Annotated in this window: 21 protein-coding genes; 12 read left to right on the top strand and 9 right to left on the bottom strand. The window is 62.3% G+C overall.

The window, feature by feature from the left end; translation table 11 throughout:
* Positions 1-75: 75 nt before the first annotated feature.
* Genes ACMGF5_RS24000 through ACMGF5_RS23990 form a run of 3 tightly spaced genes read right to left on the bottom strand, consistent with a single transcriptional unit; the run spans position 76 to position 1,969 of the window.
* Complete coding sequence (locus ACMGF5_RS24000) at positions 76-912, bottom strand: universal stress protein (protein WP_414157323.1); 837 nt, start codon at positions 910-912, stop codon at positions 76-78.
* Between the two features lie 48 nt (positions 913-960).
* Complete coding sequence (locus ACMGF5_RS23995) at positions 961-1,779, bottom strand: helix-turn-helix domain-containing protein (protein WP_251962532.1); 819 nt, start codon at positions 1,777-1,779, stop codon at positions 961-963.
* A gap of 1 nt (position 1,780) precedes the next feature.
* A complete protein-coding gene (locus ACMGF5_RS23990; RefSeq protein ID WP_119687206.1) occupies positions 1,781-1,969 on the bottom strand; it encodes a hypothetical protein in 189 nt (62 codons plus the stop codon).
* 243 nt (positions 1,970-2,212) lie between these two features.
* Here ACMGF5_RS23990 and ACMGF5_RS23985 point away from each other — a divergent pair, with 243 nt between their 5' ends.
* Positions 2,213-3,139 (top strand): universal stress protein, encoded by a 927-nt coding sequence (locus ACMGF5_RS23985; RefSeq protein ID WP_414157322.1) that lies wholly within the window; start codon positions 2,213-2,215, stop codon positions 3,137-3,139.
* Between the two features lie 27 nt (positions 3,140-3,166).
* On the opposite strand, the gene ACMGF5_RS23980 is transcribed toward ACMGF5_RS23985, so the two are convergent.
* On the bottom strand, positions 3,167-3,715 hold the full coding sequence (locus ACMGF5_RS23980) for a GNAT family N-acetyltransferase (RefSeq protein ID WP_119687204.1): 549 nt from the start codon (positions 3,713-3,715) through the stop codon (positions 3,167-3,169).
* Between the two features lie 184 nt (positions 3,716-3,899).
* On the opposite strand from ACMGF5_RS23980, the gene ACMGF5_RS23975 reads away from it, so the two are divergent.
* The 3 genes from ACMGF5_RS23975 to ACMGF5_RS23965 are packed head-to-tail and all read left to right on the top strand — an operon-like array spanning position 3,900 to position 6,866.
* Entirely contained in the window at positions 3,900-4,826 is a 927-nt protein-coding gene (locus ACMGF5_RS23975) for a universal stress protein (RefSeq protein WP_404602363.1), read from the top strand.
* On the top strand, positions 4,817-6,184 hold the full coding sequence (locus ACMGF5_RS23970) for an MBL fold metallo-hydrolase RNA specificity domain-containing protein (RefSeq protein WP_414157321.1): 1,368 nt from the start codon (positions 4,817-4,819) through the stop codon (positions 6,182-6,184). Before ACMGF5_RS23975 ends, ACMGF5_RS23970 begins: the two co-directional genes overlap by 10 nt.
* A gap of 19 nt (positions 6,185-6,203) precedes the next feature.
* The gene (locus ACMGF5_RS23965; RefSeq protein ID WP_414157320.1) at positions 6,204-6,866 is read left to right on the top strand and encodes a hypothetical protein; all 663 of its coding nucleotides are present in this window, start codon (positions 6,204-6,206) and stop codon (positions 6,864-6,866) included.
* Here ACMGF5_RS23965 and ACMGF5_RS23960 read toward each other — a convergent pair.
* On the bottom strand, positions 6,845-7,414 hold the full coding sequence (locus tag ACMGF5_RS23960) for a GNAT family N-acetyltransferase (protein WP_012314875.1): 570 nt from the start codon (positions 7,412-7,414) through the stop codon (positions 6,845-6,847). The two genes, ACMGF5_RS23965 and ACMGF5_RS23960, sit on opposite strands and share 22 nt — an antisense overlap.
* A 107-nt stretch (positions 7,415-7,521) precedes the next feature.
* The gene (locus tag ACMGF5_RS23955) at positions 7,522-7,947 is read right to left on the bottom strand and encodes a potassium channel family protein (RefSeq protein WP_012314874.1); all 426 of its coding nucleotides are present in this window, start codon (positions 7,945-7,947) and stop codon (positions 7,522-7,524) included.
* 234 nt (positions 7,948-8,181) lie between these two features.
* On the opposite strand from ACMGF5_RS23955, the gene ACMGF5_RS23950 reads away from it, so the two are divergent.
* The 7 genes from ACMGF5_RS23950 to ACMGF5_RS23920 are packed head-to-tail and all read left to right on the top strand — an operon-like array spanning position 8,182 to position 14,458.
* Entirely contained in the window at positions 8,182-8,859 is a 678-nt protein-coding gene (locus ACMGF5_RS23950; RefSeq protein ID WP_404602357.1) for a thermostable hemolysin, read from the top strand.
* Positions 8,849-10,312 carry an AMP-binding protein gene (locus ACMGF5_RS23945; protein WP_119687200.1) on the top strand — a complete coding sequence of 488 codons (1,464 nt, stop codon included), beginning with the start codon at positions 8,849-8,851 and terminating at the stop codon, positions 10,310-10,312. Before ACMGF5_RS23950 ends, ACMGF5_RS23945 begins: the two co-directional genes overlap by 11 nt.
* A gap of 8 nt (positions 10,313-10,320) precedes the next feature.
* A complete protein-coding gene (locus ACMGF5_RS23940) occupies positions 10,321-11,001 on the top strand; it encodes a TenA family transcriptional regulator (RefSeq protein WP_119687199.1) in 681 nt (226 codons plus the stop codon).
* The gene (locus ACMGF5_RS23935; RefSeq protein ID WP_119687198.1) at positions 10,988-11,794 is read left to right on the top strand and encodes an SDR family oxidoreductase; all 807 of its coding nucleotides are present in this window, start codon (positions 10,988-10,990) and stop codon (positions 11,792-11,794) included. The genes ACMGF5_RS23940 and ACMGF5_RS23935 overlap by 14 nt, the downstream gene beginning before the upstream one ends.
* Positions 11,791-12,432 (top strand): tetratricopeptide repeat protein, encoded by a 642-nt coding sequence (locus ACMGF5_RS23930; RefSeq protein WP_115274540.1) that lies wholly within the window; start codon positions 11,791-11,793, stop codon positions 12,430-12,432. Before ACMGF5_RS23935 ends, ACMGF5_RS23930 begins: the two co-directional genes overlap by 4 nt.
* Positions 12,433-12,434: 2 nt before the next feature.
* A complete protein-coding gene (locus tag ACMGF5_RS23925; RefSeq protein ID WP_119687197.1) occupies positions 12,435-13,097 on the top strand; it encodes a response regulator in 663 nt (220 codons plus the stop codon).
* Positions 13,094-14,458, top strand: a complete 1,365-nt coding sequence (locus tag ACMGF5_RS23920; protein ID WP_046785835.1) for a sensor histidine kinase — start codon at positions 13,094-13,096, stop codon at positions 14,456-14,458. The genes ACMGF5_RS23925 and ACMGF5_RS23920 overlap by 4 nt, the downstream gene beginning before the upstream one ends.
* Here ACMGF5_RS23920 and chrA read toward each other — a convergent pair.
* Together chrA and ACMGF5_RS23910 are read right to left on the bottom strand one after the other, a co-directional pair.
* On the bottom strand, positions 14,433-15,659 hold the full coding sequence (gene chrA / locus ACMGF5_RS23915; protein WP_414157319.1) for a chromate efflux transporter: 1,227 nt from the start codon (positions 15,657-15,659) through the stop codon (positions 14,433-14,435). The two genes, ACMGF5_RS23920 and chrA, sit on opposite strands and share 26 nt — an antisense overlap.
* A gap of 48 nt (positions 15,660-15,707) precedes the next feature.
* Positions 15,708-16,016, bottom strand: coding sequence for a hypothetical protein (locus ACMGF5_RS23910; RefSeq protein WP_115274543.1), 309 nt, complete (start codon positions 16,014-16,016; stop codon positions 15,708-15,710).
* A gap of 114 nt (positions 16,017-16,130) precedes the next feature.
* Between ACMGF5_RS23910 and ACMGF5_RS23905 the strand changes: the two genes are divergently transcribed.
* A complete protein-coding gene (locus tag ACMGF5_RS23905) occupies positions 16,131-16,691 on the top strand; it encodes a hypothetical protein (RefSeq protein ID WP_046785837.1) in 561 nt (186 codons plus the stop codon).
* A gap of 18 nt (positions 16,692-16,709) precedes the next feature.
* Here ACMGF5_RS23905 and ACMGF5_RS23900 read toward each other — a convergent pair whose 3' ends face one another.
* Positions 16,710-17,444, bottom strand: coding sequence for a peptidase (locus tag ACMGF5_RS23900; protein ID WP_414157318.1), 735 nt, complete (start codon positions 17,442-17,444; stop codon positions 16,710-16,712).
* Between the last annotated feature and the right edge of the window lie 70 nt (positions 17,445-17,514).

The raw sequence follows: 17,514 nt of genomic DNA, 5'->3' as shown, positions 1-17,514 counted from the left end.
TAGGTGCTGGCCCTATCGCCGGCTTGCCGGCGATAGGGCCAGCCAAGTGGTGATGAAGATGCTGATCGCAGGGGCTCAGTGTGACAGCAGTACGGGCATTTGAAGCGCTTGCAGAACCCCATGGGTAGCGCCACCCAGGATGAAATCTTTCAAGCGCGAATGACCAAAGCCGCCCATGACCAACAGATCGGCGCCGGCGGTGAGTGCTTCTTGCTGCAGGCACTCAGCGATCGAGCGCCCGGCCAGCTTCACGCTCAGCGGCCGAGCGTTCAGGCCTCTGTGCTGTAAAGCGTGTGCCATGTCCTGCGCAATGGCGCCGTGCTCGAGTGGCTTTTCCCCCTGCACGGTCAGGACCGTGATCAGCATGTCTGAGCTCATCAGGCGTGACGCGTCAGCCAGCGCTCGCGCCGCGACGCGGCTGCCGTCCCAGGCCAACGCCATGTGCCTGACAGGCTGGATGGGCAAAGAGGGAACGAGTACGCATGGTCTGCCAGCGCCGAAAATCACCGACTCTGCCAGCTCCTGGATGACTGGCTTGTCGACTGCCCATGGCAGGATGGCCAGGTCGAAATACCTTGACGCTTCTGCAGCCGCGGTACCCGTCAGGCCGGGCACCACTTCTCTGGTGGAGAATTCCACACTGCTCTGGCCGTGTTCGAGGCCGCTCACCATGGCCTGCAGCGCTTTGCACTGGGTTCGGCTGTTGCTTTCGGTTGTTCGAATCATCTCGGGGATATTCAGGAGTGTGCTGCCAACTGATGGCGAAAGGTAGGGGATCCTTACCGAAAAGGTCATGACATGCAGGTCGTAACCCAGCGCGATGGCCAGCTGTACACCGGCTGCCACAGCGTCCTCGGGGAGCACATCCGGATAGGTGATCAATGGCATGTAAGCCAGATGAAAATTCGACATGTCCGACACCTTCAGCTGTTGCGAGGCGATGCGCGGTAAGCCAGGCGTCTAAGGCACGCCGGCGACTGGCAGTTCAGTGAGGCGAGGGCTGCCCGGGTAACCCAGTTCCAGGGCCATCAGCGCAGGCATGTCCAGAATCTCCACCAGCCGGCCATGCAGGTTGACGATACCCAGGGCGCGCAAGTGGGCGACCGAGCGGCAGATGGTTTCCAGGCGCAGCCCCAGGTAGGACGCCATGTCCTCGCGCGACATGCGCAGCATGAAGCCATGGGAGGAATAGCCGCGGCTGACAAACCGTCGGGACAAACTCAGCAGAAAACTGGCCAGCCGCTGCTCGGCAGAGAGGTTGCACAGCATCAGCACGCGCTCATGCTCGCGGATGATTTCCCTGCTCATCAGACGGTTCAAGCTTTGCTGCAGCGTGGGGAAATCACGCGCCAGGGCCTGCAGCCGATGGTAAGGGACGGGGCAGACTTCGCTGTCTTCCAGGGCAATGGCATCACAGACATGGTGCTCGGTGGCAATGGCATCGAGCCCCAGCACGTCGCCCGGCATCCAGAAGTTGATGATCACACCCTGGCCTTCGGCATTGTTCAGGTTGGTCTTGAAACTGCCTGAATGCACCGCATACAAGGCACTCAAGGGTACATTGGCATTGAACAGCGCAGCTCCCTTCCTGATGCGGATGCGCGGGCCTATCAATGTACCCAGGCTAGTGCTGTCGCGTAGCGGCAAACCCGTGGGCAAGCACAAGCCGTTGACCCGGCACGCATTGCAGCGCGATGCCAGTGGTTTCAAATGAATGGGCGGGGGTGTACGCACCCGTACAGGCTGGCCGAGCAGTTGCGCGTCGATCAGGCCCGACATTTCAGGCCTCCTTCGCAGGTCTGAGAGCGACAGTGGCGATCTTGTTCAGTGAATGAGGCGCATTGAGGCGGGCAGTCAGCACGCCCAAAAACTGTTCGGCTTCTTTGGGTGTTTTGAAACTCACCCGCCACTCGTCCATGTGGACCCACCAGCGGTTGTCATTCGCGCTTTTCTCGACGTAGACGTTCATCGGAACCTCCAGTGCCTGCATGAGCAAGCAATAGCTATTGATTCGAGGAGCAATGGCGTCCTTGTCGGCAGCGAGGCTAGGTACAGCGTGCGCCCAAAAAACCAGTAAGTCTTGATCCGTGTCAATTACCCGGTAAGCGCTAACAGCCGCTGGTCGGCTCGCTTGCACTGTTGACAAACATCAAACCGGGCAGCCCCCGGCGGCAGATCATCGAGGTACTCATCGACCCCGCAGAGGTGTGCCATGACCAACCCGCAAAGACTTCTTCTCATCGCATCGCCCCTGATGCGCCGCACACCGGTTTATGACCGTGCAGCGGCGCTGGCCAAAGCCAAGGGCATGCCACTGCACATCGTCGCCTTTGACTACCTTGAGGGCCTGGCCACCGCCGGCCTGGTCAACGAGCAGGCCTTGGCGGTCATGCGCGAGGGCTATGTGCAGCAACACCGTGAATGGCTGGAAACCCAGGCATTGTCGATGCGCCGTAATGGCGTGACGGTGACCACCGAGGTGTTGTGGGTTCAGCACCCGCTGGACGAGATTGAGGTGCATCTGCGTGAGCAGCCGTTCGCCATGCTGATCAAGGGGCTCGAGCATGAACCGTGGTGGATGCGAGCCATGTTCACCTCGCTCGACGTGCAGTTGCTGCGTGACACCCGAATTCCGCTGCACCTGGTACACAACGCCAGCAATGCCCTGCCGCGCCGGATACTTGCAGCAGTTGACCTGTCGCGCCCGGAGGACCAGTTCGAAGGCTTCAACGACCATATCATCAGCGAAGCGCTCAAGCTGGCGTTGCAATGCAATGCCCAGATCGAACTGCTGTATGCCTACGATATGGGCTCGATGTACCTGGACGCCGAAGGTAGCCGGGAACATTCGTTCCTGTTCGATTCGAACCTGTCACGGACACTTCATGAGGCTCAGGCCGATGCCTTCCAGGAACTGGCCGAACGCGACGGCATTCCCTTCGAGCACCGCCACATGCGGGTGGGGGACCCGACCAAGGTGCTGGCGCTGTTCATGGACAACAACGACATCGACGTGCTGGTGATGGGGAGCTACCACCATCACGGCATCGGCTGGTTCATCGGCAGTACGGCCGAGCGGATCCTGCATCGGCTCAGCACCAGTGTGCTGGTGTTATCACCCGAGCATTCGCAAGGTTAGACGTGCAAGGCCCGCAAGGGCCTTGTTTCAGGCGCGCAGATCAAGCTCGTGGAGGATTTCGCTGACATCGCCGCCCAGGTAGCGCGAGGTGAAGCCCAGCGCCTTGGTCAGCCGGTGCATGGCGTAGTTGTTCGAGAGGTCCCTGGACACCATGCGCTGGTAACCATTGCGCCGTGCCGCTTCGATCAGGTGCTGCAGCAACAGCTTGCCCAGCCCCTTGCGCTGCCATTGCTCGCCGACAGCGACGGCACATTCGCAATTGTGGCTACCCGGGATCGCGGCATAGCGGCTTACGCCAAGCTGATGCAGCTGGCCATTGTCATGGGCCAGCGCGACGTAGGCCATGCGCTGGTGACCGTCGACCGGCATCAACTGCGCGTCCAGGGCGGGCAAGCCACCGCTGAGTCCGGCGAGAAAACGAAAGCGCCTGGCCTCATGGCTGATCGTGCTCACAAAGCGACTGTCGCGTTCGTGATCATCATCGCGCAGCGGGCGAATCAGCACGGCTGTGCCGTCAGCAAGGGTGTCTACCCAGTGCTCGCTGGTGTCTTCGGGTTCCAGCAACTGCTTGTTCATAGGGCCTCCTGAGGGCTTGATCAACGTGGGCTTTACCGGTTGTACCGTGAGACGGCGTTCTGGTTCTGACATTGATCAAGTCGGTGCGCCAGTGGTGACTTTCTGATCTGCATCAAACGCGCAAGGGCAGGGGGTTCGAAGATCGATGCTACTTGCCATCGCCGCGTGCGGCCGGAGGTTTGCCATGGGTCAGTATCGACAACTGCTGGTGCTGCTTTGCGACATCGACCCGCACTCGGCGGCTTTGCGCCGGGCGCTTGCCCTGGCGCATGTCAGCGGCGCAGCGGTGCATATCGTTGGGCTGTTCGAGCCGTACGAGGCGCATTCGTTACGCCAGGAGCGGCTGAACGAAGCCGAGCTGCAGCGCCAGTACGGGCTCTATCGCAAGCAGCTTGAGGCGCTGGTCGAACGTCATCGTTCGAGTAATACCTGTCTGACGCTCGATACCGTCAAGGCAGAAGACCTGCGCGACCAGGCCGCCGATTACATCCGCGAGCTCAAGCCCGATATGGTCATCAAGGACACCGAAACGACACCGGCACTGGCCCGGTTTTTCGGCACGCCGCTGGACTGTGCGCTGATGCGCGCGTACCAAGGCTCGATGCATTTCGTACCCCGGGCAGCCGCGTCCTTGCCAAAACGCATACTGGTAGCCGTGGACACCGCCCTGCGCGATGACCCCGATGCCCAGATGCTATTCAACCGCGCCCTCATCCGCGCAGCCGATGCCCTGGCGCTGCAATGCGATGCGCAGCTGCACCTGCTCTCGGCCTATGACCTGGTGGGTGTGTTTGCCCCTGACATGGTGGTTGCGCAGACCTGGGTCGAGGAGATGCGTGATGCCTTGCAGGTGCCCTTCGATGCATTGGCCGATGCCGAAGGTGTGCCCCCCGATTGCCGGCATTTCATGGAAGGCGGGGCAGTGCAGGTGATTCGGGACCAGGTGGCGGCCCTGGATATCGACGTGGTGGTCATGGGGGTGGTGCAGCCCAGGGGGTTGAGCAAGCTGCTGGGTGATACCACCGAACGTATTGTCAGCGATCCACCGTGCAGCGTGCTGGCCGTTCACCCCTGTGTGATCGATACCTGGGAGCCGATGCCATGCAACTGACCTTTTTCGGCGGGACGGGCACGGTGACGGGCAGCAAGTTCTTGCTGACGCATGACTCGACACGGGTGCTGATCGACTGCGGGCTTTTCCAGGGTTACAAGCAACTGCGCTTGCGCAACTGGGAGCCACTGCCGGCGGCACTGCGTACGGTCGATGCGGTAGTGCTCACGCATGCCCACCTGGACCACAGCGGTTACCTGCCGGTGTTGGTGCGCGAGGGCTTCAGCGGGCCTGTGTATGCCACCCCGGCGACCTGTGCCCTGGCTGAAATCCTGTTGCTCGACAGCGCCCGATTGCAGGAAGAGCAGGCCGAGCATGCCAATCGGCATGGCTATTCCAAACATTCGCCGGCCCGTCCCTTGTACACCGAGCAGGATGCCAAACGCGCACTGCAGCTGTTCAGGCCCGTCGCGTTGCACCATCGCACCCGGATCGCGCCCGGTGTCGAACTGTTGCTGCGCACGGCCGGGCACATTCTGGGCGCGGCGACCGTGCAACTGACGTTGGACGGCCAGGCAGTGGTTTTCTCAGGCGACCTGGGCCGGCCCAACGATCCCGTCATGCGTGCGCCCGAACTGATCGGTGCAGCCGATGTGCTGTTGGTGGAGTCGACCTATGGTGACCGGTTGCACCCTGCACAGCCCCCGGAGCGTTACCTGGCCGATGTGATCAACCAGACCCTGCTGCGCCATGGCATCACCCTGGTGCCGTCGTTCGCGGTTGGCCGAGCGCAATTGCTGATGTATTACCTGTACATGCTCAAACGCGACGGGCTGATACCGGACATTCCGGTGTATCTCAACAGCCCCATGGCAACCGATGCCACGACCCTGTACCAGCAGTTCAGGAGCGAGCATCGCCTCACGGCGCTGGAGTGTGCCCAGATGTGCAAAGGCACGCAAATCATCCGCACGGTCGACGAATCCAGGCACCTGGATCAGCTGCGCGAACCTGCGGTGATCATTGCCGCCAGCGGCATGGCCACGGGAGGGCGGGTGTTGCACCACCTCAAGGCGCTGGCCCCCAATCCGCACAACAGCATTCTGTTCTCCGGCTTTCAGGCAGGCGGTACCCGGGGCGCCGATATCGTTGCCGGGGCGCGCAGCGTGCGCCTGCATGGCGAAGACGTGCCGATTCGGGCGCAAGTCTTTGCCATGGACAACCTGTCGGCGCATGCCGATGCGGACGAAATCATGGAATGGTTGCGCGGGTTCACCCGACCGCCGCGCCAAACCTACGTCATTCATGGCGAACCGCATGCTGCGGACACCTTGCGTCGACGGATAAGCCTTGAGCTCGGCTGGCAGGTGTGCGTGCCCGAGTACCTGGAAACGGTTGCCATAGACCCTGTGCGCTGACACGGCGCTGGAGGCTTGCATGAACATGCAAACAAGGGCAAAGCTCAGCGTCTGGGCAAAACGACCCAGGGGCAGCCTTGGATGGATCGCAGCCATCGCCACACTGGTGGTTGCCGCCTCGAGCTATCAGGTGTTGGGCCCGGCCTGGCAGCTGCCCATGCGTGCCCCGGCCATTGTGCTGGCGCTGCTGGCGCTGAGTGCGGCGGTCGGGTTGGCCGTGCACCGCAGTTTCAAGAGTACGGTGGGCAAGACCATTTTTTCCGGGCAGGGGAGAGGTTGGCAGGCGAGGCTCGCCATAGTCCGGGACGTAGCCAGAGAGTCGAACATTTTGCTGGGCATGCTGCTACTGCTGGCAGTGTTGGGCTTAGGCTCACTGATACTCGCCAGCCGCTCCGTGCAAGGCATCGTCAGCGGATGCGAGACCAACCTGCAGGCCCAGGTTGATCTGCCAGAGGACCAGGCGCTCGCCGCGTTGGTCGCCCAACCGGTCTGCCAGTGCCTGGCGCAAACGTTTCTGGAACGCAATGGCGTCATCCGCCTGGCGCTGTTCAATACACCGTTGCTTGAAGTCAGTGCCTTCAAGGGTGTGACCGAAGCCGATGAGCGGCGGTGCCTGGAGCAACTGGACCTGCTGCCGGAGGCTACCGCCGGGGCACCGCCTCAGGCCAGCGAAAGCCGGTGAATCAGCTGGCTTGGGTCATCCGGGTCTCTGGCAGTGGTGAACCCTGCCGCCTGCGCCAGATCGCGCATCGCCACATTGGCCGCAGCGTCGATGGAATACATCTGCCGCAGGCCCTTGGCGCGTGCGTGGTCGATCAGGTGCCGGAGCAGCAATGTGCCCAGACCGTGGCGCTGCCAGCTATCGAGCACGGTGACGGCGCATTCGCATTCTTGGTTGTCCGCACCGGTGGCGTAGCGGGAGATACCGACTTCCTGCAGTTCACCGTCGACATGCGCGAGGGCCACGTAGGCCATGTGCTGGTCCTGATCAACCACCATCAGTTGATCCAGCATGGCTTCGCCAGGCTCCTTGAGTTGGGACAGAAAACGGAAGTGGCGCGATTGAGGGGACAGGCGTTCGATGAAGTTCTTCTCGCGCTGACGGTCCTTGGGCTGCAAGGGCCTGATCAGTACATGGGTGCCATTGTCGAGTGCTTCGATCCAGTGTTCGCCGGTCGTGGCAGGAAATGCCGCTGCGGCGTGGGGGCGGGGTGTTTCGGCGGGTGCCATGGCAAGCCTCCTTACATTCAGGGTGTACAAAGGAGGTTCAGTTTCAGCGCCTCGCCTTCTGCGCGCTTGATAGTTGTCAATTGCCGCGCCTTCAGGCCCACGCCTCGCTACTTGGCCTTCCAGTACTTCTGCATTTCCAGAAACAGAAAGGAGGCCGTCCAGGTGATCATCACCAGGCCCGTGAGTGCCTGCAGGCCTGTGAGGTATTTGAGGTCGCCGCTGGGCGAAATATCGCCGAAGCCGATGGTGGTATAGGTGGTGAATGAGAAGTACACGCAGTCCATGAACGTGCCGTCGAAGTTGCCGCTCAGGGTGCCCCAGCCTTCGGCACTGGCCATCAGGTAATAGACAAGGGCAAAGCACCAGACTTCCAGGGCGTGGGCCACCAGCGCGCCGAGCACACCGATGACGATGCGAAACCGGCTCCAGAGCTTGAGCCGCGGCAGCCAGTCGTTCAGGCGCAGCAGGCATTCGTAATGAATCACCACCACCAGCACCACGACCAGCGCGTTGATCAGCGTGACGGTAAGCATCGACGGCTCCCTTGTGGCCCTGGCAGAAGTTTGGCCGGTAACGGCCTACGTGTCGGTTTTACACCTGAACATCAGTTGATGATTGATAAAGATCACTGCGCGGGCCCTGTAGAAGCCGGCTTGCCGGCATTGGCTGCGTAGCAGCCCATCAACGCAGGTCGAATCCGTCACTTCAGACTACCTTCAGATTGACCACAGATACTCACCCCATCAAGCCCAAACGGGGGGAGTTTCATGACCCAGTCTCAGTGGAGCAGCCTGCTCCCATTGCCTATCGGCAGCCACGTCGACCATCACGCTCACTTGTCGCTTCATTTGCACAAGGACCCAGGGCGCGATGAGCTTGAGCACTTCATCCATCAGTGTTTTGCCAGCGTGCACCACGCTGATGTGCACCATTACCTGCCAGAACTGCTGGCACTGCAGGACAGCCAGGGTCGGCTGGTGGCTGCCGCAGGCATGCGCCCGGCCAGCAGCGGGCCGCTGTTTCTGGAGCACTATCTGGACGAGCCGCTGGAAGCTGCAGTATCACGCGTGGCGGGCTGCACCCTTGAGCGCGCGAGCATGGTCGAAGTCGGCAACCTGGCTTCGCTCAGTGCCGGTAGCGCGCGAATCATGATCATAGCGGTGACCTGGTTGCTGGCCACACGCGGCTTGCGGTGGGTGGCGTTCACCGGCGCTACGACATTGATCAACAGCTTTCAGCGCCTGGGGCTGGTGCCATCGGTGCTGGCATCGGCCGACCCGGCCCGGCTGAATGGGCAGGTGGACCAATGGGGGACCTACTACGCCCAGCACCCACAAGTCTTTGCCGGCAATATCGGTCATGGCTTCGATGCCTTGAGCAAGGCCGGGGTGTTCCAGCGCCTGGGGTTGCCAACGGCCCTTGAGGAGACTGGCCATGCCGCATGAGCTGGAGCGCTTTCATCAACTGCTGGTCACGTTTGCACGTGATCACGGTGACGCGATCGCCATACAAGATGAGACACAGCGCTTCACTTACAGGCAATTACTGGCAGAGGTGCAGTTGCGCACGCACAACTTGCGTAGCCGCTCGCCAGGCACGCTGGTACTGGCCCTGGATAATGGCCCGCAGTTGCTGTTCTGGGATCTGGCGGCGCTTTTTTCCCAGCGTCCCTGCGTGATCGTGCCCTCGTTCTTCAGTGCCGCTCAATTCAGCCATTGCATCGAGCAGAGCGGCGCCAGCCATGTGCTGTGCGACCCGCAATGGCGCGGTACGCTGGCCGAGCTGGGATTCGCCCAGCAGGACGGGTTCTGGGTTCGCCAGGCACAACCCGCTGCGGCGCTGCCTGCCGGTACCGCCAAGATCACCTACACCTCCGGCAGCACGGGCAAGCCCAAGGGCGTGTGCCTGTCGTCCGAAGCCCTGCTGCGTGTAGCCCGGGAACTGGAGGTGGCCAGCCGGCCCAGTGAACCTCAGCGTTACCTGGCGGTGCTGCCGCTTGGTGTGCTGCTGGAAAACCTCGGTGTCTACGCCGCCTTGATGGCCGGGGCGAGTGTGCTGCTGTACCCCCAGGCGCTTCTGGGCATGGGCGGTGCGAGCCAGGTCGATTTCAAGCGCTTGCTGGGGGCGATCGCCCTGAGCGGCGCGCAGAGCCTGATTCTGGTGCCGCAGTTGTTGATGGGGCTGATCACTGCCATCGAGCGCGGGCTGATGCGGGTGGGGGCGCTGCGGTTCGTTGCCGTCGGCGGTGCCCGGGTGGCGCCCAGCCTGTTGGCCCGCGCCGAGGCGATCGGCCTGCCGGTGTTCGAAGGCTATGGCTTGTCTGAGTGCGCATCGGTGGTGGCCTTGAACCGGCCTGGCGCAACCCGCCGGGGCAGTGTCGGCAAACCGCTGCCCCATGTGCAGGTGCGTATCGCCGAAGACGGGGAGGTGCTGGTGGCTGGCTCGGTGTTGCTCGGCTATCTGGAGGAACCACCCGTCTGCGATGGCTGGTGGGCTACAGGCGACCTTGGCCATTTCGACGAGCAGGGCTACCTGTACCTCGATGGCCGCAAGAAACACCAGTTCATCACCAGCTTCGGGCGCAACGTCAACCCGGAATGGGTGGAGGCCGAACTGACCCAGAGCGGTGTGATCGCCCAGGCGTTCGTGCATGGCGAGGCCCTGCCAAAGAACCTGGCATTGCTCTGGCCGCTGGACCCAGCTGCCCCCGACACACTGATCGAACAGGCCGTGCAGCAGTGCAATGCCTTGCTGCCCGACTACGCCCGGGTCCATGCCTGGCGTCGCCTGCCGTGCCCACTGTCCAGTACCGACGACACACTGACCGCCAATGGCCGCCCGCGACGCGAGGCCATCCTGCGGCGTTACCACTCCCAGTTATCCGATATCCCGTTGTGAGGTCCGCCATGTCTTTTTTCGACACGCTGCAACTGCAAACCACCCAGGAGCGTCAGGCCCTGTTCGCCGTGCCGGTCATACGCGATGCGTTGGCGGGGCATGTCAGCCTCGACAGCTATGTGGCCTTCCTGACCCAGGCCTACCACCATGTGCGCCATACCGTGCCGCTGATGATGGCGTGCGGCGCGCGCCTGCCTTCGCGCCTGGAATGGCTGCGCGGCGCCGTGTGCGAATACATCGAGGAGGAGTACGGCCACGAGCAGTGGATCCTCGATGACATCAAAGCCTGCGGTGGCGACTGGCAAGCGGTGCGTGACGGTCGGCCGGCACTGCCGATCGAGCTGATGGTCGCCTACCTTTACGACGTGATCGCCCGGGGCAACCCGGTCGGGCTGTTTGGCATGGTCAACGTGCTCGAAGGCACCAGCATTGCCCTGGCCACCCAGGCCGCCGGCACGATCCAGAGTACTTTGGCGCTGCCGGACCGGGCTTTCAGCTACCTCAGCTCCCATGGCGCGCTGGACCAGGACCACATGATCACCTACAAGCGGCTGATGGACCGCCTTGATGATGCGGATGACCAGCGGGCTGTGATTCATGCGGCCAAAGTGGTTTACCGCCTGTATACCGACATGTTCCAGGAGCTGCCGCGTGCGGGCCTGCAAGAGGTGCGTCATGCGCTTGCCTGAGTGTGTGGTGATACTCACCGGCGCCAGCGGCGGCATCGGCCTGGAACTGGCCGAGCAGTTGTGCGCAGCCGGTGCTCGGGTACTGGCGGTGAGCCGGCAGATGGGCAAACTCGCCGGCCTGATGAACCGTTACCAGGGCAGGCTGCTTTGGCAGTCGGCCGACCTGCGCAGCCATGAGGGGCGTGAGCAGGTGCTTGTCCGTGCCAGGGAGATGGGTGGGGTCAACGTCTTGATCAATGCTGCGGGCGTGAACCGCTTTGCCCTGCTCGAGCAGATCGATGAGCACGCGCTGGACGAACTGCTGGACATCAACCTCAAAGCCGCTGTGCAACTGACGCGTGTGTGCCTGCCGCTGCTGCGCGCACAACCCCGGGCGATGGTGGTCAACGTCGGCTCCACCTACGGCTCGATCGGTTACCCCGGTTATGCCACCTACTGCGCCAGCAAGTTTGCCCTGCGCGGTTTTTCTGAGGCGTTGCGCCGCGAGCTGGCCGATACCTCGGTGAATGTCATGTACGCGGCACCCCGGGCAACCCGCACCGCTATGAACAGCACCGCCGCCACGGCGCTCAACCAGGCGCTGAAGGTCGGCATGGACGACCCGGCAGATGTGGCCCGCGCTGTGCTCAAGGCCGTGCAGTCAGAGCGCAACGAGCTTTATCTGGGCTGGCCGGAAAAGCTCTTCGTGCGCATCAACGGCATGTTGCCCGGCGTGGTCGACCGTGCGCTGCGCAAGCAACTACCGGTGATCCATCGTTATATCGCGAGCCATTCCAAGGAGTCGATCAAATGAAACGTCTGTTCATCGCAGGTCTGCTGGCGTTCGCACCGCTCACCTGGGCGCTGGACCAGGCTGGTAGCCAACAATTGGCCAACCTGCAGCAGCGCTGGGCGCAGATTCAGTACCAGACGCCTGAAGGCAAGCGCGCCGATGCGTTCGAGAAACTGGCAGCCGACGCCTCCATACTCGTTCATCAGCACCCGGGCTCGGCCGAACCTTTGATCTGGGAGGGCATCATCAACAGCAGTTGGGCGGGTGCCACTGGCGGGCTGGGGGCGCTGGGCAAGGTCAAGTCGGCCAAGGCCAGCCTGGAAGAGGCGATCAAACTCGACCCCAATGCCCTGCAGGGCTCGGCGTATACCAGCCTGGGTACCTTGTATGACCAGGTGCCTGGCTGGCCTATCGGTTTTGGTGACAGCGACAAGGCCGACACCTTGTTGCGCAAGGCGCTGCAAATCAACCCCAATGGTATCGACAGCAATTACTTCTGGGCCGATCATCTGTTCCGCCAAAAACGCTACGCACAGGCCGCAGCAGCACTGGAAAAAGCCCGCCAGGCGCCACCACGCCCGGGGCGCGAGCTGGCCGACCAGGGCCGGCGTGGCGATATCGATGCTTTACTCAAGGCCATCAAGGACAAACAGGACTGAACATGCGGCTGCTACTGGTTGAGGATGATACCGCTCTGGGTGAGGGGATCTGTGACGGGTTGCGCCAGGAGGGCTATACCCTCGACTGGTTGCGCGATGGCCTGAGCGGGCTGCATGCCCTGCAACACGAAGCATTCGACCTGGTGATCCTCGACCTCGGGCTGCCGCGGTTGGGTGGCATCGAGTTGCTGCGCCGGTTGAGGGCGGGGGGCGACAGCCTGCCGGTTCTGATCCTTACCGCGCGCGATGCAACCGAAGACCGCATCACTGGCCTGGATGCCGGCGCCGACGATTACCTGGTCAAGCCTTTCGACCTCAACGAGCTCAAGGCCCGCCTGCGCGCCTTGCTCAGGCGCAGTGCCGGGCGGGCCAAGGTGCTCATCGAGCACGCGGGCGTAAGCCTGGACCCCGCCACTCAGCAGGTGCACTACAACGGTGTGCCTGTAGTACTGACGCCCAAGGAGTATCGGCTGCTGCACGAGTTGCTGGCGCAACCGGGCAAGGTGTTCACCCGTGAGCGGCTGACCCAGCTGCTGTATGGCTGGGACGAGGAGCCTGAGAGCAACACGCTGGAGGTGAACATCTATCACCTGCGCAAGAAGCTGTTCAACGGCCTGATCCGCACGGTGCGCGGTATCGGTTATCTGGTCGAGGGCAAGCTATGAGCTCACTGCGCCAGCGTACGCTGTGGCGGGTGATGGCGCTGATGCTGCTCGGCACCGGCTTGTTGGCGCTGTACAACTATCACGACAGTCGGCGCGAGATCAACGAAGTCTACGATGCCCACATGGCTCAGAATGCCCGGCTGTTGCAGGGCGTGATGAACCTGCCGGTGCAGGATGGCAACCGCGAAAAGCTTTATCGGGCGTTCAACGAGGCGCTGGGCAAGGCCGGGCGCCATCGCGTGGGCCACCCCTATGAAAGCAAGCTGGCGTTCCAGGTATGGGGTGACGGAGCACGGTTGCTGGTGCATACGCCCAGTGCGCCGACACTCGACCCACCGCCCACGGCCCCGGGCTTTTATGATTTCGCCAGCGGCGGCGAGCAATGGCGCGGCTTCGTTCTACCGGTGCCCGAAAAGCAGTGGGTGATCTGGGTGGGTGAGCGCGACGATGTGCGCTACGACCTGATCGACCGCATCGTACGCCATACCCTGTTCCCGTTTCTGCTTGGCAGCCTGGGCCTGGCGCTGCTGGTCTGGGCAGCTATCGGCTGGGGATTGCGCCCGTTGCAGAACATGGCCGATGTGATTCGCGCGCGCCATGCCGACTCCCTCGAACCGCTGCAACTGGTGCCGTTGCCGACCGAGCTCGAGCCCATGCAGGCGGCCATCAACCGCCTGCTGGCGCAGATCGAGGACCTGCTGCGGCGCGAGCATCGCTTCATTGCCGACGCCGCCCATGAGATGCGCACCCCGCTGGCGATCCTGCGCCTGCATGCGCAAAACGCCCAGGCCGCCAGTACCGATGCCGAGCGCCAGAAAGCCCTGGGTTTTCTGATTGGCGGCGTGGACCGGTTGACCCGGGTGGTCAACCAGTTGCTGACCCTCGCCCGCGTCGAGCCGCGCCTCGGTCAGCGTCCCACCACCCTTGTCGACTTGGGTGAAGTGGTCACCGATGTGCTGGCGGATCTTACGCCCTGGATACTGGATCGCGGCCTGGAGCCTTCGCTGGATATCAGTGAAGGTGACCATGGCCTGATGATCGATGCCGGTGCGCTGGGCATCGCCTTGCAGAACCTGGTTTCCAATGCAGTGGAGCACTCACCGCCGGGCGGGCGCATCACCGTATCACTCAGGCGCCTGGCCAATCGCTTCGAACTGGTTGTCGAAGATGAAGGGCCGGGTATCGACGAGGCGAATCTTGGGCGGGTGTTCGAGCGCTTCTATAGCCGCAACAGCCCCAATGGAGCAGGGCTTGGCCTCTCGATCGTGGCTACCATCGTCGAGCGCATGGGCGGGCAGGTACGCCTTGAAAACAGGGCCAGTGGCGGGCTGGCAGCTACCCTGACGTTTGCGTTGCAGTAAGCAGCCAGCCGAAGAGGCCGCAACCCAGCACAACCAGCCAGGGAGGCATCTTCCAGAACATCAGGGCCACGAGGGCGGTCAGCGCAAAAGCGAAGTCCGACGGTTTGGCGATGGCGCTCGTCCAGACCGGGTGGTACAAGGCGGCTAACAGCAGCCCCACTACGCCTGCGTTTACACCACCCAGCGCGGCCTGGCTACGAGCGCTGCGCCGCAGTTTTTGCCAAAAGGGCAATACGCCGATCACCAGCAGGAAGGAGGGGGTGAAAATGGCGAGAATGCAGACAGTCGCGCCCACCCAGCCGGATGGCTGCACGCTCATGGACGCCCCCAAAAATGCTGCAAACGTGAAGAGGGGGCCGGGTACGGCCTGCGCCAAACCATAACCCGCCAGGAAGGTGTCATTGGCGACCCAGCCATTGGGTACTGTCGCCGACTGCAGCAGCGGTAGAACCACATGCCCGCCCCCGAAGACCAGTGAGCCTGCGCTGTAGAAGGCGTTCACCATCGCCACGGCCTGCGATGGCCAGAAGTGGGCCGTCAGCGGCAGGCCGAGCAACAGACCAAAGAACAGTGTCAGCGCGATCAGGCCGGTTTTACGGCTGACTGAAAACGGCAGTTTCTCCCCTGCTGGAGGCGGGGTGGGCTTGAACAGCAGCAAGCCTGCGACGGCGGAACACAAAATCACGCCTATCTGTCCCATTGCATTGGGCCACACAAGCGCAGCGCAGGCGGCGAACAAGGCGATGGTCACGCGCGGAACATCGGTACAAAGGCTGCGTGCCATGCCCCACACTGCCTGGGCGACAACAGCGACCGCGACGATCTTCAGGCCGTGCAGCAAACCACCAGGGACGGCACCTCCCCATGCCGAGATACCCTGAGCAAACAGAACCAGGATGATGGCCGATGGCAATGTGAAGCCTGCCCACGCTGCCACAGCGCCCGCTAAACCAGCGCGTGAGAGGCCCAGGCCTATGCCTACCTGGCTGCTCGCCGGTCCGGGAAGCAGCTGGCACAGGGCGACCAGCTCGGCATAACTGCGTTCACTGAGCCATTGGCGGCGGGTTACCAACGCTTCGCGAAAATAGCCCAAGTGCGCAATGGGGCCACCGAAAGAGGTCAGCCCCAGGCGCAAGAACACCAGAAATACCGACCAGGCAGAGTCGCGAGACGTCACGCCGCTGTTACTGCGTTCTGACAATGCAGGCTCCTTGAAGTATTGCCGCTGAGGTGCAAGAGGCTGCGCAGATCAGAGCTTGCCTTCCGACCCGGTGTAACTGGCGCCTTGTACCTTGCCATTGGCATCGGCCAGGCATGACCATGGCGCTTGCGCGCCGGGTACCTGGATATTCACGCCGATGCCCGCTTCGCTGGTCAGCACTTCGATCACCGATAGCGTGTTGCGTGCCATGCCGGTTATTTTCGCGACCTCGTCCAGGCAGGCATTGCGGGCCTTGGCAGTGCCGGGCACCGCCGCGGCGTTGGCACCCTGATCTGCTGAGCTGGCCGCTGTGGCGAACAACAACAGCACAGCACCAGCCAGGTAGTTGCGCTTCATGACGGTGACCTCGGTCGATAGGGCAGAGAAGAGAATAGCCGGTCAGGCAGGTATTTTTCGAGAATCGCTGCTGCCCGGCTACGCTTGCCAGAGCAATGGCTTACAGGAGGTAGCATGAGCAATTTCCCAATCGTCGCCACTGTCTTATCGATGATATTGGGTTTATCCGTCACCCGCCTGCTTCTGGGCGCGCTGACCGTCTTCCGCATTCGCCGCAGCGCTGCCCCCGATTGGGTTGCCCTGGTCTGGGCGGTCATGCTCTTCACCACACAGATGGATTTCTGGTGGGCGGTCAATACGCTGCCGCAAATAAGGGCGACCTTCTCGTTCCAGGAATTTTTGCTGCTGGTGCTGCTGGCGCTTTCGCTGTTCGTTTCCTCGGCGCTGATGTTGCCCAGCCGGAGCGAGGACGAGCTCGAAGGGCTTCGCGTGTATTTCGAGCAGGATGGCCGATACGCGCTGCTGTTTCTGTCGGGCTATTACCTGCTTGGCTTCATCGTCAACGTTCTGTTGTTCGGCGTTTCGCCCATGGCGCTTTGGGGTGCCTTTGACGTGATCATGATCGTGATCCCGCTGTGTGTGTTTGCAGCCCGCTCGCGCAAGGCCTATGCCCTGCTGACCGTGGCATTCGTGCCTATCAATATCGCGGACCTGGTGATATCGCTACTGGCGTGACCGAGGGAAGGCCCCGGCTCATTCGGCCATGAACTCCCGCGGCGGCGGGGTAAGTTCGCCCAGCAGGCTTTTCAAACCGTCACTCCATTGTTTGCGGATATGGCTGTAGTAGGGGTCGTCTTGATGGATGCGCACTGGCTCTCTGGCCTTGAGGCTGTCCTTGCCATACACCAACAGGTCCAGCGGCATGCCGACCGAAAGGTTGCTGCGGATGGTGGAGTCGAATGAGATCAAACCGCAGCGCAGTGCTTCGTCCAAGGGGGTGTCGTAGGTGAGGTTGCGGTCGAGAATCGGCCTGCCGTACTTGCTCTCGCCCAATTGCAGGAAGGGTGTGTCTGGCGTTGCCTGGAAGAAGTTGCCTTGGGCGTAGACGTTGTAGATGCCCATGGCGCTGCCCGCGATCTGGCCGCCCACCGTGAACGAGGCGCTCAGGTCTATCTGGGCCGTCAGCTTGCTGCGGTCACGGGTAATGACTTCGCGAAGGGTTTCGGCCACCAGCACCGTTGCATCGTAGAGCGTGCCGACGTTCAGCAGGTGGGTGCCGGTGCCTCGGCTGCGTTGTTCAAGCAGGTTGACCACCGATTGCGAGGTGGCAAGGTTGCCGGCGGTCTGCAGGACGATCAGCCGGTCCCCCGGCACGCTGAAAACGAACAGCTTGCGAAACGTGGATATCTGGTCGATACCGGCATTGGTGCGTGAGTCGCAGATGAATACCAGCCCGTCCGCCAAGTGCATAGCGACGCAGTAGGTCATGCTGTCTACCTTGTTCCTGGAATGGAGCGGCCCCGCCGCGCATGGCACGACGGGGCCCGCTTGAGTTGCG

It is taken from the genome of Pseudomonas sp. BNK-15 (assembly GCF_047456105.1).
Taxonomy (GTDB): domain Bacteria; phylum Pseudomonadota; class Gammaproteobacteria; order Pseudomonadales; family Pseudomonadaceae; genus Aquipseudomonas; species Aquipseudomonas putida_E.
This window is presented reverse-complemented; position numbering and strand designations above follow the sequence as displayed.